Source organism: Microbacterium sp. NPDC012755, assembly GCF_042901325.1.
Taxonomy (GTDB): Bacteria; Actinomycetota; Actinomycetes; order Actinomycetales; family Microbacteriaceae; genus Microbacterium; species Microbacterium natoriense.
The window spans coordinates 514,330-528,554 of the sequence record NZ_JBIBCT010000001.1 but is presented as its reverse complement, the minus strand read 5'-3'; the positions used below and the strand labels follow the sequence as shown (position 1 = coordinate 528,554).

13 protein-coding genes are annotated in these 14,225 nt (G+C 71.0%); 8 read left to right on the top strand and 5 right to left on the bottom strand.

Annotated features, from left to right (window positions below):
* Positions 1 to 10 precede the first annotated feature (10 nt).
* Positions 11 to 577, bottom strand: a complete 567-nt coding sequence (locus tag ACFY5A_RS02605) for a TetR/AcrR family transcriptional regulator (RefSeq protein ID WP_105675149.1) — start codon at positions 575 to 577, stop codon at positions 11 to 13.
* 149 nt (positions 578 to 726) lie between these two features.
* Between ACFY5A_RS02605 and ACFY5A_RS02600 the strand changes: the two genes are divergently transcribed.
* The 3 genes from ACFY5A_RS02600 to ACFY5A_RS02590 are packed head-to-tail and all read left to right on the top strand — an operon-like array spanning position 727 to position 4,258.
* Positions 727 to 2,034 (top strand): MFS transporter, encoded by a 1,308-nt coding sequence (locus ACFY5A_RS02600; RefSeq protein ID WP_387231611.1) that lies wholly within the window; start codon positions 727 to 729, stop codon positions 2,032 to 2,034.
* A gap of 17 nt (positions 2,035 to 2,051) precedes the next feature.
* Positions 2,052 to 3,527, top strand: a complete 1,476-nt coding sequence (locus tag ACFY5A_RS02595; RefSeq protein WP_387231609.1) for a carboxylesterase/lipase family protein — start codon at positions 2,052 to 2,054, stop codon at positions 3,525 to 3,527.
* A complete protein-coding gene (locus ACFY5A_RS02590) occupies positions 3,524 to 4,258 on the top strand; it encodes a phosphatase PAP2 family protein (RefSeq protein WP_387231607.1) in 735 nt (244 codons plus the stop codon). The genes ACFY5A_RS02595 and ACFY5A_RS02590 overlap by 4 nt, the downstream gene beginning before the upstream one ends.
* 41 nt (positions 4,259 to 4,299) lie before the next feature.
* On the opposite strand, the gene ACFY5A_RS02585 is transcribed toward ACFY5A_RS02590, so the two are convergent.
* The 4 genes from ACFY5A_RS02585 to ACFY5A_RS02570 all read right to left on the bottom strand — a co-directional run bounded on the left by ACFY5A_RS02585 (position 4,300) and on the right by ACFY5A_RS02570 (position 7,227).
* Positions 4,300 to 4,761 (bottom strand): DUF3237 domain-containing protein, encoded by a 462-nt coding sequence (locus ACFY5A_RS02585; RefSeq protein ID WP_387231605.1) that lies wholly within the window; start codon positions 4,759 to 4,761, stop codon positions 4,300 to 4,302.
* Positions 4,758 to 5,240: a MarR family winged helix-turn-helix transcriptional regulator gene (locus ACFY5A_RS02580; RefSeq protein ID WP_387231603.1), complete on the bottom strand. Its 483-nt coding sequence runs from the start codon at positions 5,238 to 5,240 to the stop codon at positions 4,758 to 4,760. The genes ACFY5A_RS02585 and ACFY5A_RS02580 overlap by 4 nt, the downstream gene beginning before the upstream one ends.
* Positions 5,237 to 6,487, bottom strand: coding sequence for a flavin-dependent oxidoreductase (locus ACFY5A_RS02575; protein ID WP_387231601.1), 1,251 nt, complete (start codon positions 6,485 to 6,487; stop codon positions 5,237 to 5,239). Before ACFY5A_RS02575 ends, ACFY5A_RS02580 begins: the two co-directional genes overlap by 4 nt.
* A 77-nt stretch (positions 6,488 to 6,564) precedes the next feature.
* Positions 6,565 to 7,227: a helix-turn-helix domain-containing protein gene (locus ACFY5A_RS02570; RefSeq protein WP_341941228.1), complete on the bottom strand. Its 663-nt coding sequence runs from the start codon at positions 7,225 to 7,227 to the stop codon at positions 6,565 to 6,567.
* A gap of 160 nt (positions 7,228 to 7,387) precedes the next feature.
* Here ACFY5A_RS02570 and ACFY5A_RS02565 point away from each other — a divergent pair, with 160 nt between their 5' ends.
* From ACFY5A_RS02565 to ACFY5A_RS02545, 5 genes are all read left to right on the top strand, one after another.
* A complete protein-coding gene (locus ACFY5A_RS02565) occupies positions 7,388 to 9,061 on the top strand; it encodes an amidohydrolase (RefSeq protein ID WP_341941229.1) in 1,674 nt (557 codons plus the stop codon).
* Positions 9,061 to 10,701: an ABC transporter substrate-binding protein gene (locus ACFY5A_RS02560; RefSeq protein WP_105675167.1), complete on the top strand. Its 1,641-nt coding sequence runs from the start codon at positions 9,061 to 9,063 to the stop codon at positions 10,699 to 10,701. The genes ACFY5A_RS02565 and ACFY5A_RS02560 overlap by 1 nt, the downstream gene beginning before the upstream one ends.
* A 90-nt stretch (positions 10,702 to 10,791) precedes the next feature.
* A complete protein-coding gene (locus ACFY5A_RS02555) occupies positions 10,792 to 11,748 on the top strand; it encodes an ABC transporter permease (RefSeq protein ID WP_387231598.1) in 957 nt (318 codons plus the stop codon).
* Entirely contained in the window at positions 11,745 to 12,611 is an 867-nt protein-coding gene (locus tag ACFY5A_RS02550) for an ABC transporter permease (protein ID WP_387231596.1), read from the top strand. The genes ACFY5A_RS02555 and ACFY5A_RS02550 overlap by 4 nt, the downstream gene beginning before the upstream one ends.
* Positions 12,608 to 14,185, top strand: a complete 1,578-nt coding sequence (locus ACFY5A_RS02545; RefSeq protein ID WP_341941232.1) for an ABC transporter ATP-binding protein — start codon at positions 12,608 to 12,610, stop codon at positions 14,183 to 14,185. Before ACFY5A_RS02550 ends, ACFY5A_RS02545 begins: the two co-directional genes overlap by 4 nt.
* Positions 14,186 to 14,225 lie beyond the last annotated feature (40 nt).

Here is a 14,225-nt window from a genome sequence, read left to right as displayed (position 1 = left end):
CGCCACCGGGCTACGGGCGCAGCAGCGCGATGAACCGTTCGATGTCGGCGGCCATGTCGAGCGTCGGGTCGAGCATCCACGCGGACTGGAGGCCGTCGGCGAGGGCGTGCAGCGAGCGGACGACCCAGGCGGGGTCGAGGTCGGCGCGGATGCCGCCGGCATCCTGCGCCTCGATGACCCCGGCGATCGCGGCGCTCTCGACGGTGGCGGTGCGGGCGCGGAAGTAGGCGTGCGCCGGGTGCTCCGGGTCTCCGGCCTCGGCCGCGAGCTGGGAGTAGAGCTGGACCAGGCCGGGCACCGAGGCGTTGTGTCGGATCACGGCGAGGAATGCCTCGGTGGTGTCCTCCCCGACGTACTCCAGCTCGTCGCGCTCGTCGCGGGCGCGGAGGATGGCCACGAACAGCTCCTCCTTGGTGCCGAAGTAGTGCAGGAGTCCGGCGGGGCTCAGGCCTGCGGCATCCGCGATCTCCCGCACCGACGCCTTGCGGTATCCATGCGCCGCGACGACGGACAGCGCCGCTTCGAGGATCTCCTCGCGCTTGATGACGCCCTTCGCGTATGCCCCTCGAGTCGCCATGACCCCAGCGTAAACCGGCGGCGCCGATCGCGAAAACCGAACGAAGTTCGTGAATGGCTTGCGAGGTCGACATCCGATCTGCGAGCATGTCTCATGAATACCGAATGATGTTTGGTATTGGTCCTGAAACCGCTCAACGAGGAGCCCCCATGTCTCTCTCCCCGCTCGACCCGGCCGCCGAGATCGCGGCCACCGGCGTCATCGCCACCGAACCGCCGTCCGCAGGCTCTCCCGCCGCGAGTCCGCCCGCGAATCGGCGGCTGCTGCCCAGCATGCTGATCTCGTCGCTCACCCTGTTCGCCACCTACGGCGGCCTCATCGCGATCCTGCTGCCCTCGCAGATCGCGCTGCTGGACGAGAAGAACAAGGTCGCGAATCTCGCGATCGTCACGACCGTGTCGTTCGTCTTCACGCTGTTCGCGCAGCCCCTCGCCGGCGCCTTCAGCGACAGGACGCGCTCGCGGTTCGGCCGCCGAGCGCCGTGGATGGTCATGGGCGCGATCGTCGGAGGCATCTTCCTCTTCGGCCTGGGGTCGCTGACCGACATCCTGTGGATCACGGTGTTCTGGGTCGTCATCCAGGTCGCGCTGAACTTCCTCCAGGCGCCGCTGACGACGATCACCGCCGACCGGTTCCCGCGGTCGAAGCGCGGCGGCGCGAGCGCGATGATCGGACTCGGCACGCAGCTCGGGATGACGGTCGGCGTCATGATCGCGGCCGCACTCGGCTCGCAGATCGGGATCGGCTACTCCACCTTCGGCATCGCGGTGATCGTGGTGACGGTCCTGTTCGTCCTCCTCAACCGTGACTGGTCGTCCAAGAGCGCTCTGGTCGAGCCCTTCAGCTGGGGCGCCTTCTTCAAGGGCTTCTGGATCAACCCGCGCAAGCACCCCGATTTCGCCTGGGCGTTCGGGGCGAGGTTCCTCCTCATCCTCGGCTACTTCGTGGTCGCGACCTACCAGCTCTACCTGCTCACCGACTACATCGGCATGTCGCTCGTGGAGGCGCAGGGAGCGACCCTCACCCTGACGCTGATCCCGCTGGTGCCGACGCTGATCGCGATCGTGCTCTCCGGGTGGCTGAGCGACAGGCTCGGACGCCGCAAGGTGTTCATCTACGTCGCCTCCGTCGTCATGGTGGCGGGGCTCTCCGTACCGATCTTCCTGCCGAACATGACGGGCATGATCATCATGAGCGTCGTGAACGGCATCGGGTTCGGTCTGTACATGTCGGTGGACGCCGCGCTGATGACCGAGGTCCTGCCGAGCGAGGGCACCGCGGCGGGCAAGGATCTCGGCATCCTCAACGTCGCGACCAACATCCCGCAGGCGATGAGCCCCGCGATCGCCGCGGTGATCATCACGTCCTTCGGCGGCTACGCCATGCTCTTCGGCTTCGCGATCGTCTTCGTGATCCTCGCCGCCATCGCCACCGCACCGATCAAGGGAGTCCGCTGATGACCGAGAATACGACCATGACCGATTTCGTAGAGGTGGACACCGCGGCAGGGCGGGTGCGCGGACGCTGGCGCCCGACGACGGGGACCGGGCGGATGCCGCGGTCGGCGGCGTTCCTCGGCATCCCGTTCGCCGAAGCCCCCGTCGGGCCGCTGCGATTCCAGGCGCCCGTGCCCAAGGCTCCGTGGGAGGGCGTGCGCGACGCGCTCGAGTTCGCCGCCACCGCGCAGCGTGGCGACCCCGGTGTGACGCTGATCCCCGAGCCGTCCGTGCCGGGGGAGTCCACCCTGAACGTGAACGTCTTCACGCCCGATCCCGACGCGGCCGGCCTGCCCGTGCTCGTGTGGATCCACGGCGGAGGCTACTTCGCCGGGTCCCCCGCGAGCGCCTGGTACGACGGCCGCAACTTCAACCGCGACGGCGTGGTCACCGTGTCGATCTCGTACCGGCTCGGCTTCGACGGCTTCGGGTGGATCGAGGACGCCCCGTCGAACCGCGGCATCCGCGACTGGCTGCTCGCCCTGGAGTGGGTGCAGCAGAACATCGCGGCCTTCGGCGGCGATCCCTCGCGCGTCACGATCGCCGGGCAGTCCGCCGGCGGCGGCGCGGTGCTCACCCTGCTCGGGATGGAGAAGGCGCAGCACCTGTTCCACGGCGTCTACGCGATCTCGGGTGCGCTCGCCGACGTCTCGGCGGAGCGCGCCGAGAAGTTCGGCCGAGGGCTGGCCGCGGCCGGCGGGGTCGCCCCGACCGTCGCCGGCTTCTCCTCTCTCGACGAGGAGCGCGTGATCGCGCTCCAGAAGAAGGCGACGGAGCTGGGCCCGAGCTCTCTCGGCAGCATCGTCGAAGAGGGGCTCCCACTGGGTCCGTCCGTCGACGGCGACCTTCTCGTGCGTCCGACGCGGGAGTCGCTGCGGGCGGGCGTCGGCGCCGACAAGCCGCTGGTGATGGGCGCGACCGACGACGAGTTCACGATGGCCTTCTCGGGGGTCGCGAAGAAGCTGCGCTGGGTGCCCAAGGCGTTCCTGCTGAACAGGCTCGGGATGCCGAAGGGCGCGATGCGCCCCTACCTGGCCGCCAACCAGGACGCCCTGGAGCGCGGCACCGCGGGCATCGCCGGGCGTCTGCTCACCGACAGGATGTTCCGCACCGCCGTGCTGAACATCGCCGAGGACCGCGGGGACGCTCCGACCTGGCTGTACCGGTTCTCCTGGCCGTCCGGCACGTTCGGGTTCGCCGAGCACTGCCTCGACGTGCCCTTCTTCTTCGACTGCCTCGACGGCCCCGCGATGGTGCCGCTCGCCGGCCCGAATCCGCCCCAGGCCCTCGCCGATCAGATGCACGCGGCCGCGACCTCGTTCATCGAGGCGGGCGACCCCGGTTGGCCCGTCCACGAGGGCGATCGCGGCGTCGTCCGCGTGTGGGACACGCCGGTCAGCGACGTGGTCGACGGCTACGCGTCGGTGCGTGCGCTGCTGGAACCGGTGTCGTGACCGCGGCATCCGTGCGGGAGGGGCAGGCCCCTCCCGCCAGTCCGTCGCGCCCGCGTGCGCTGCTGTGGATCGCCGTCGCCCTGTTCGTCGTGTTCGTGCTGCTCGGCGTCGGCGTGCTCGCCTCGCCGTCGTCTCCGTGGACGCAGGGGCTCGACGACGCGTGGCGGGCGCTGCTCGGAGTAGGGCCGGAGTCGGCGCTGCCGGCCGGTCCGGTGGCCCAGCTGTTCCAGAACCTCGGCGCCCTGCCCGGCTTCGCGCTCATGATGATCGTGCTGCCGCTCGCGCTCGTCGCGATCGGGCGCTGGCGCTCCGCGCTCTTCGTGATCGCCGTGCAGCTCGCCGGCCCCGGACTGCTCTCGCAGCTCACGAAGAACCTCGTCGATCGACCCCGCCCCGCCGCCGACGAGGCCGCGGGTCTCTTCGGGCCGCTCGTCATGGTCGACCACGGATCGTTCCCCTCGGGGCACGCCGTGAGCACGGCGACGGTGATCGTGACGGTGTTCGCGCTGATTCCGGCATCCGCGGTGTGGATGCGCCGCATCTGGACGGTCGTCGGCGTGCTGCTCGCGATCGGCATCGTCTGGCAGCGCACGCTCATCAACGCGCACTGGTTCAGCGACACGCTCGCCGGACTCATCGGAGGCGCGGCGGTCGCGCTGCTGCTCTGGTGGGCGTTCGAGCCCTGGCTGCGTCGGGATCGGGCCCGGAAGGCGACCTTCCTCGGCCGCTGAGCGCTGAGCCCCGGTACGGCGTGGGGTGGCGCCGCGCGGCGCTACCCCACGCGGTACGCGCGGTAGTGCACGGCGCTGGCCAGGCGCTGCGCCGACGCGAGGAAGAGGCTCCGCTGCAGGTGGGCGAGCGCCGGGGCCGAGGTCTCGACCGTCACCGTCGTGCGGAAGGAGTACAGCGCCGGATCGACGTCCTCCCCGCGGCGCAGCCGGGCGAGCACCTCGTGTGGTCCCGTGCGCAGCCCGCGGGCGTGGAGCAGCAGGAGGTCGCCGGATGCCGTGCGCGCCGAGTACCTGCTGTCGATCTCGATCGTGCCGTCGGGTCGGACGAGCTGCCAGTCGGCGCCGCCGGGCAGGACCTCCGCGTCGACCTCTCCGCTCACCTGTCCGCCGAGGATCGGCACGACCCTGCGGTGGCCGGCGCTGGTGCCGAGGTGGTCCTCCAGCGGGCCGAGCGCGACCTCGACGTCGAAGGCGGGGGTGAGCGTGGGGACGGGCAGGGTCATCGGTCGTCCTTCGGGTCGTGGGGAGCGGATGCCGCGGCATCCGCTCCGGTGAGCACGGTGCACAGCCTCTCGAGCACCGGAACCGCCGCGGAGAGCACCGCGCGCTCCTCCTCGTCGAGGGCATCGGCCGCGCGTGCCACGAGCGCGGAGTGGGCGGCGTCGAAGCGGTCGAACAGATCGAGCGCGCGCGCCGAGGCGCGGACGACGACGCGGCGACCGTCGGCCGGGTCGGGTGTGCGCTCGACGAGACCATCGGCCTGCATGGCTCCGAGCAGGTTGCTCACCGTCGGACGGCTCAGACGCAGCGTCGCCGCGATCTCGGCCGGACCCTTCGCGACACCGCGCGGGAGGGTGCGGAGCACGTCGATCTGCGCCTCGGAGAGCTCGGGGAGGCGGGCCTCGGCACGGGTCGCCGCGAGCAGTGCCCGCCGCAGCGGGGAGATCACGCCGGCGAGGCGGGCGGCGTCGAGAGCGCTCATCGGTCCGCCCTCGCGCTCAGCGACGGACGCTCGTTGAGCGTCTCCGGGAGGAAGCCCGCCGCGGTCTTGTAGTCGGCGGCGATCCGCTCGCGCTCGGCGCGCGGCACCACGTCGTCGATGTCGGCGAAACCCTCGGGCGCGCGCTCGGCGGTGACGAGCATCACCCGCTCGGGGCCGGTGGCCCTGGTGCCGGCGAGCAGGGCGGTCATCGCGGGGCGGCGGTCGTCCTCGTAGCGGGTGAGCGCCACGTCGATCGAGTCGGCCGTGGCGAGGTGGAACGCGAGGGTGCGCGCGTCGAGGATCGCCTGTGAGCCGCCGTTCGAGCCGTTCGGGTACATCGCGTGCGCGGCGTCGCCGAGGAGCGTCGTGCGGCCGAAGGTCCACCGGGGCAGTGCGTCGCGGTCGACCATCGGATACTCCAGGATCTCCTCGGCTGCGGCGATCGCCCCCGGAACATCGAGCCAGTCGAAGCTCCAGTCGCGGAACAGCTCCGCGATCGGCGCCGGGTCGATCGCCCGGTTCCAGTCGGCGTCGCCCGAGCCCCCGACGCGCTTCTCGGCGATGAAGTTCACGAGCACCCGGCCGTCGGCATCCGCCTCCTGCAGCGGGTACGCCACGAACTTCTGCTCGCCGTCACCGGCCATGATCATGGTGCGACCGTCGAGGAACGCCGGGATGCGGGTGACCCCCCGCCACAGCGTCAGGCCGCTCCAGGGCGGAGCGCCCTCCGCGGGATAGCGCAGGGCGCGCAGGGCGGAGTGGATGCCGTCGGCCCCGACGACCACGTCGGCCGTCGCCTCGACCTCGCCGTCGGCCGTCGCGAATCGCGCGGTCTCGGTGCCGTCGGCGTTCGAGCGGATGCCGATGAGGCGGTGGCCGAGACGGCTCGGCTCGGCCAGCCGCGCGTCGGCGAGATCGCGCAGGGCCAGCTGCAGCCGCCCGCGGTGCACCGACAGCTGCGGCCAGCGGTACCCGGCGGCGACGCCGCGCGGCTCGTCCCAGATCGCCTGCCCGAAGCGCGTGAAGTACGCGAGCGTGCGCGGCTCGACCCCGAGCGCGGCGATCGTCTCGGCGACGCCCAGTTCGGTGAGCTCGCGCACCGCATGCGGGAGCAGGTTGATGCCGACCCCGAGTCCGCGGATGCCGGTGCTGCGCTCGTAGACGGTGACGTCCGTGAGGCCGGCCTCATGCAGGCTGATCGCGGCGGCGAGCCCGCCGATGCCCGCGCCGACGACGATGATCTTCATCGATCTCTCCCTCTCGCGCCCGCCGTGGGCGCCGGGGATAGTTTTGCAACAAAACTAGTTTGGGCGCAAGAGGGGCTTCAGTCCTGGGCGGCCGTGCGGGCGGCGGACTCGAGGATGACGTCGACCCCGAGCAGGAAGAGCTCCCGATCCTGCAGGTCCGACAGCAGGACGCTGTGCTCCGCGATCAGCGGGAACTGCCGCGGATCGGCGAGGAGCGGAGAGTCGATCCACGGGCTGTCCGCGCCGTCGTCCTCGGCGACCGCGCGCGCCCTGGCGATGCCGGCTGCGACCGACAGGACGTGCGAGGCGAGCAGCGCGTAGTGATGCACGAGAGTCTGTCCGCGGAGCCCCGCCTGATGCAGAGCCTCGAGCATGAGCTCGATGGCGGCGAGCTCGCCGGGACCGTGGGTGGTCAGCGTGGTCGCCTCGGTGCCGATCGCGGGGTGGCGGACGTACAGCGCGAGCGTCTCCTCGGCGAGTGCGCGCAGGCGGCCGGCCCACTCCTCGACGGGCAGGGAGACGGATGCGGCGGCGCGGCCGTTCAGCTCGTCGAGGAGCGCGCCCATCAGCGCCTCCTTGCTCGCGAAGTGCCGGTAGATCGCCGTGGGGTCCGCACCGAGCCGTGCGCCGAGGTCGCGGACCGAGATCGACGCGACCCCGGTCGCCGCGAGCTCCATGCCGGCCTCGATGATCACCGCGCGATCCAGCCGCACGCGGGTTGATGCCTTGTCGTTCGCCATCGTCTCTCCGGTCTTCCTCGCTCCATCGTGCCATGACGCGGCGCGATCTCCTCAGCAGACTACGGCTGCACAACAGCCATGACAACAGTGTTGACATTGGCGATGACGGCGGATAGCTTTATCGCGATCCTGCAGCTTCGACGACGAAGAAAGGCGCGCGATGACGAGCGACATCATCTTCCACGGAGGTCCCGTGTTCACCGGAAGCGGTGCACCCCTCGAGAACCACGCGGTCATCGTCCGCGGCGGACGCATCGCGGCCGTGGTCCCCGAGGCCGACCTCGCCGCCGCATCCGATGCCCGCCGCATCGACCTGCGCGGAGCCCTGCTCAGCCCGGGGTTCCAGGACGCGCACATCCATCCGGTCGGCGGCGGCATCGAGCTGCTGCAGTGCAACCTCACGGATGCCGAGAACGCCGAGGAGACCGCGGCCCTCATCCGCGCCTACGTCGCGGAGAACCCCGAGGTCGAATGGGTTCTCGGCGGCGGCTGGGGCATGGACCACTACCCGGGCGGCAACCCGCCCCGGCAGCTGCTCGACGAGGCGGCGGGCGGACGGCCCGTGCTGTTGCAGAGCCGCGACCACCACAGCACCTGGGCCAGCACCGCGGCCATCGAGCGCGCCGGCATAACCGCCGAGACGGCGGATCCCGAAGACGGCCGCATCGTCCGCGAAGCCGACGGGTACCCCGCCGGAACCTTCCACGAGGGAGCTGGTGACCTGTTCGCCCACGTGCGCCCCGCGACCTCGGACGAGCTCGCCTACCAGGGGCTGCTGCGCGCGCAGGACGAGCTCATCGCCCTCGGCATCACCGGCTGGCAGGACGCGATGGTCGGCGCCGGGGTCGCCGGCATCGCCGATCCGCTCGGCGCCTACGAGCGGGCCATCGAGGAGGGAACCCTCAAGGTGCACGTGGTCGGAGCCCAGTGGTGGGTGCGCGACGGAGGCATCGAGCAGGTCGAACGGATGATCGCCCGGCGCGAGGCGGCAGCCGCGGCTCATCCCGACCGCCGCCTCGATCTCGGCACCACGAAGATCATGGTCGACGGCGTCGCCGAGAACCAGACGGCCGCGATGCTCACGCCGTACCGCGACGGCTCGGGGCACGACACCTGCAACCACGGCCTCAGCTTCATCGCCCCCGAGAACCTGCGCCGCTACGTCACTGCCCTGGATGCCGCAGGGCAGCAGGTGCACATGCACGCGCTCGGCGACCGGGCGGTGCGCGAGGCGCTCGACGCCCTCCAGGATGCTCACGACGTGAACGGCGCGACCGACGGCCGGCACCACCTCGCCCACCTGCAGATCGTCGCGGAGGACGACGTCCCCCGCTTCGCGGAGCTCGACGCCATCGCGAACATCCAGGCACTGTGGGCCACGCACGAGGACCAGCTCGACGAGCTCACCCTCCCTTTCCTCCAGGACGGGCAGGAGGCCAGGCAGTACCCGTTCGGGGACTTCGCACGCGAGGGCGTCCGCTTCGCCGCCGGCAGCGACTGGCCGGTGTCGACCGCCGACCCGATCGCGGCCATCCACATCGCCGTGAACCGCACCGTGCCCGGCTCCGCCCGCGGCCCACTCGGCGGCGAGCACCAGCGTCTCGACCTGGAGACCGCGCTCGCCGCGTACACCTCCGGCACCGCGTACGTGAACCGTCGAGAGGGCGACACCGGCAGCATCCGCGAGGGCTATCTCGCCAACCTCGTCGTGCTCGACCCGAACCCGTTCGCCGGTCCGACATCCGAGATCCACCGCACCCGCGTCGCCTCGACCTGGATCGAGGGGCAGCCCGTGTACGAAGCCGAATCCGCCACCACCCGCAAGGAGTCCTGATGTCGCGCATGTTCCTCCGTGGCGGCGCCGTCGCCGTCGCCGGCATCCTCTCGGTCGCCGCCCTGGCCGCCTGCTCGCCCGCAGCCGGGGGAGGAGGCGCCGACGAGCCGATCGACTGGAAGATCACCTCGACGACCGCCGCTCCCAGCGGCGACATCGACTCGTTCACCTTCGCGAGCTACTCCGAGCCGTACTCGCTCGACTACGCCTACGCCTTCGACTACTCCGACAACCAGGTGCTCGCGAACGTCTGCGAGTCGCTCCTGCGGCTGAACCCCGACTTCTCGCTCACGCCGGCCCTCGCCGAGTCCGTCGACCACCCGACGCCGGAGACGTGGGTCTACACCATCCGCCAGGGCGTGACGTTCCACGACGGCACGCCGTTGACCGCCGCCGACGTCGTCGCCTCCATGTCGCGCCACCTCGACCCCGCGGTCGGATCGTCGTGGTTCTCGGTGTACCAAAATGTCGTCGACATCTCGCAGACGGGCGAGAACCAGGTCACCGTGACCATGTCGGGTCCCGACTCGCAGTTCAACCTCTCGATGGGCGGCTCTGCGGGTGTGATCGAATCCGCGGCGACCCTCGCCGAGAAGGGCGCCGACTACGGCAACTCGACCGGAGGGGTCAACTGCACCGGGCCGTTCTCCTTCACGACGTGGGAGTCGGGGGAGTCGATCACCCTCACGCGCTACGACGGATACTGGGACGAGGATCTCCGGGCACGCTCGGGCGAGGTGACGTTCGTCTTCATGGGCGACTCCACGGCGCGGGTGAACGCGATGAAGTCGGGCAGCGTCGACGGCGGCTGGATGATCCCGATGGAGGCCGTGCCGCAGCTGCGCGCCTCCGGCAAGGGCGACGTGCTGTTCGGCCCCTCCACCGCCGTCGGCAACATCGTGATCAGCGACCTCGACGGCCCGCTCGGCGACCTCAGGGTGCGCAAGGCGCTGCTGCTGGCGATGGACCGCCAGGGCATCGTGCAGGCCGCGGCCCGAGGCGTGGGCGAGGTCACCGACGTCATGACCACCGAGTCGGTCTGGCGAGACGGATCGGATGCCGCCCGCACCACAGCTTTCGACGACATCACCCACTACGAGCAGAACCTCGAGGAGGCGAAGAAGCTCATCGCCGAAGCGGGAGTCGAAGGGGAGACCCTCACGTACGTCACGGCGCCGATCGGCAACGACTTCGCCGTCATCTCGCAGGCCACGGCCGCGGCCGCGCAGTCGATCGGCCTGAAGGTGAAGGTCGAGTCCGTGAGCCCCGCCGCGTACACGGCGCTGTTCTCCGACCCGAGCGCCAGGGAAGGGGTCGACCTCTTCTACACGAGCTGGTACCTCTCCAGCCCCGACGCGCTCGAGATGTACTCGGTGCTGCGCACCGGCGAGTTCAGCAACTACGGCGGCTGGTCCGACCCCGAGTTCGACGAGGTCGTGAACCAGGCGATCGCCACCGACGACCCTGCCGCCCGCAGCGAACTCACCGCGAAGGCGCAGCAGATCGCGAATGCCGAGCTGCCGTGGCTGCCGCTGTCGACCGGCCCGCTGTCGCTCTTCCAGGGCGAGCGCATCAGCGGGATCTCCCCGTCGATGGCCTTCCTCTACTACCCCTGGGCCGCCGAGGTCGGGGCTCGCTGAGGTCGGATGCCGCGCATCGCCCGGTGCGCGGCATCCACCCCTCTCCCGACGCTGACGCCCTTCACCCCTGAACCCTGAGGAGATCACCCGATGCATGCCGCTCGACGCGTCGCCGGGAAGCTCGGCGGACTGCTGCTGACGCTGTTCCTCGCCTCGCTGCTCGTCTTCTTCTCGCGCTTCCTCGTGCCGGGGGATCCCGTGAGCTTCCTGCTGCGGGGCCGCAAACCCAGCCCCGAGGCCGTGGCGCAGGTCACCGCCCAGTACGGCCTCGACCGCTCGCCGATCGAGCAGTACCTCCGCTGGATCGGCGGCGCGGTGCGGGGCGACTTCGGCCGCTCGCTGCAGTTCCGGCAGGACGTGAGCGTCGTGCTCGGGGAGCGGCTGCCCGTCACGCTCACCCTGGTGGTGATGGCGGGCGCGATCATCGCGGTCGTCGGGCTCGTGCTCGGAGCCGTGGCCGCCCTGAACAGGGGCCGGCTCCTGGACCGCGTCGTACTGATCGGACTCACCGTGCTCGGGGCGATCCCGTCGTTCGTCGGCTCAATCATGCTCATCGCGGTGTTCTCGGTGCAGCTCGGCTGGTTCCCCTCGTTCGGGTCGGGGGAGGGCTTCCTCGACACCGTCCGCCACCTGGTGCTGCCCTCCATCGCGCTGGCGATCGTGTTTATCGTGCTCGTCGGAAAGGTGACGCGCTCCGCGATGGTCGAGCAGCTGAGCCGGGAGCACGTCGAGGTCTCCACGAGCCGCGGCGTGAAGCGCTCGATCGTCGTACGCCGACACGTGCTGCGCAACGCGCTGGGCCCCATCCTCACGGTCAGCGGCGTGCTCGTCGCCGGACTCATCGTCGCGAGCTCGATCGTGGAGGCCGCGTTCGGCCTCTCGGGCGTGGGCTCGCTGCTCGTCCAGTCGGTCGACCGCCTGGACTTCCCCGTCGTCCAGGCGATCGTGCTGCTGGTGGTGGCGGCGTTCGTCGTCATCAACGCGATCGTCGACATCCTCGAACCCTGGATCGACCCCCGATCCGCCGCAGGAGCTGGTGCCCGATGACCTCCTCGACCCCCACGCTGGCGGTGCGCGTGCTGCGTGCGCCGCGCATTCCCCGGCCGCCGATCCTCTTCGCGATCAGCGCCGTCGTGCTCGTCGTCGTCACGCTGGCCGCGGTCCTCGCCCCGTGGATCTCCCCCTACGACCCGGATGCCGTCGACTTCACCGCGTTCTACGCCCTGCCGTCCGCCGCGCACTGGCTCGGCACCGACGCGCTCGGCCGCGACATCCTCAGCCGCATCATCTGGGGCGGGCGCACCGCGCTGATCGGCCCGCTCGCCGTCGTGCTGTTCTCCACGGTGCTCGGCATCCTGCTCGGCCTCCTCGCGGGGTGGCGCGGCGGGTGGATCGACGCCGTCCTCGGCCGTGTGTTCGACGTGCTCTTCGCGTTCCCCTCGCTGCTGATCGCGATCATGGCCGTCGCGCTGTTCGGCAAGGGGCTGCTCGCCCCGGTGATCGCGATGAGCATCGCCTACGCGCCGTTCGTCGCGCGGCTGACGCGATCGCTCGTCGCCGCCGAGCGCACCAGACCCTATGTCTCGGCCTATCGGGTGCAGGGGTTCGGCGGCGCGTGGATCGCACTGCGCCGCGTGCTGCCCAACATCACCCCCATCGTCGGCGCGCAGTCGACGCTGAACTTCGGCTACGTGCTCGCCGAGCTCGCCGGCCTCTCCTTCCTCGGCCTCGGCGTGCAGCCGCCAACGGCCGACTGGGGCGGCATGATCAACGAGGCCCAGTCGGGCGTCGCCTCAGGACAGTTCCTCCCCGCCATCGCCCCGGCCGTGATCGTCGTGATCGTGGTCGTCGCGGTGAACATCATCGGCGAGGAACTGTCGGACCGCATCGGCGGATCGGAGTTCGCATGACCCTTCTCGACATCCGCGACCTGACGCTCGACCTGCCGAACGGCATCCGCCTGCTCCACGGCATCTCGCTGAGCGTCGCGCCGGGGGAGACCGTCGGACTCGTGGGCGAGTCCGGCTCCGGCAAGTCCCTCACCGCGCGCTCCGTGCTCGGTCTGCTGCCCGACGGCGCCGTGGTCGGAGGCTCCGTGACGGTCGACGGCCGCTCGCCGCTCCGGGCAGGGGCCGATCGGCAGGAGATCCGTCGGCACGAGGCGGCGATGGTCTTCCAGGACCCCCGCGCAGGCATCAATCCCATGCGCACGGTCGGCGATCACGTCACCGAGGCGCTGCGGCTGTGCGAGGGCTGGCCCGCGGGGAAGGCGCGCGACCGCGCCGTCGAGCTGCTGACCGCCGTGCGGCTGCCCGCGCCGAGCGAGCACCTGGAGCAGCATCCCCACGAGCTCTCCGGAGGCATGCTGCAGCGGGTGATGATCGCGGGGGCGCTGAGCGCGTCACCGAAGCTGCTGGTGTGCGACGAGCCCACCACCGCGCTCGACGTCACCACCCAGGCCGAGATCGTGCAGGTGCTGCGCGACCTCTGCGCGCAGACCGGGATGGGGATGCTGTTCATCACCCACGATCTCAACCTCGCCGGATCCCTGTGCGACCGTCTCGTCGTGATGAAGGACGGCGCCGTCGTGGAGGAGGGCCCGGCCCGATCCGTGCTGACCGCGCCCGCGGCGGACTACACGCGCAGGCTGGTCGCGGCGACGCCGAAGCTCACCGGCGCGGTGACGGTGGCGCCCGAGACCTCCGCCGACGCCCAGCTCGTGGTCACCGGGGTGGGGAAGACCTATCGTCGGCGGGGGCGCAGCGACGTCGCCGCCGTGGTCGACGCCGAGCTCGTGATCCCCCGAGGCGGTTCGCTCGCCGTCGTGGGCGAGTCGGGCTCGGGCAAGTCGACGCTCGCGCGCATGATCGTCGGGCTGGAGGAGCCGGATGCCGGGGAGATCCGCATCGGCGGCCGCTCGATGGCCGGCATCCCCCGCACCCGCGCGGAGCGGCTGGAGCGCGCCAAGAGCGTGCAGATGGTGTTCCAGGACCCGTACCTGTCACTCGACCCCCGCATCCCGGCCGGGCGCGCGATCGAAGACGTGCTGACGCTGCACACGGGGCGCACCGGCGCCTCGGCGCGCGCACGGGCGCTGGAACTCCTCGTCGCGGTCGGGCTCTCCGAGGAGCACCTGACCGCGCGACCCCGCACCCTCTCCGGGGGCCAGCGCCAGCGCGTCGCGATCGCCAGGGCGCTCGCGGTGGAGCCGGAGCTGCTCGTGATGGACGAGGCCACCAGCGCGCTCGACGTCTCGGTGCAGGCGCAGGTGCTCGACCTCGTCGCCGGCATCCGTCAGCAGCAGAGACTCACGCTGCTGTTCATCAGCCATGACCTCGCCGTGGTGCGCCGCGTGTGCGCCGAGACGATCGTGATGAAGCGCGGGCGCATCGTCGAAGCCGGACCCACGTCGCAGCTGCTCGATGATCCGCAGCATGAGTACACCCGCCTGCTCATCGACTCGGTGCCCGTCCCCGTCGTGTGAGGATCAGGGCCGCGGCCGTCACTTTGTCGGCGCCATGGAC